Raw genomic sequence first — 263 nt, forward strand, 5'->3', positions numbered from 1 at the left:
GTCGGGACGTCCGCCGCCGCCCTTGCCGCCTAGGGCAGCAGACGCGATGCGGACGAGATCGACGGCGCTGAAGCGGCCGGTCAAATCCTCGGTGACGGCAACGACGGCGCTGGCCTTGCCATCCTCGGAAACGCCGATCAGCGCAACGACGCCGGAGCCGAGGCTTGCCTTGCCCTCATCCGCCAGCCCCGTGAGATCCTTGGGGTCGACACCGGAAATGGCCTTGCCGAGGAATTTGACGCCACCGACATCGCGTATCGCAT

General features: G+C 66.9%; 1 protein-coding gene. It reads right to left on the reverse strand.

What is annotated here, in order from left to right; translation table 11 throughout:
• Nucleotides 1-263, reverse strand: a 263-nt coding sequence (locus tag ACPYOG_RS19775; RefSeq protein WP_481295820.1) for a DHHA1 domain-containing protein, incomplete at both ends; no start/stop codon positions are given.

The sequence above is a fragment of the Leifsonia sp. HAY1-4F genome, from assembly GCF_056755275.1.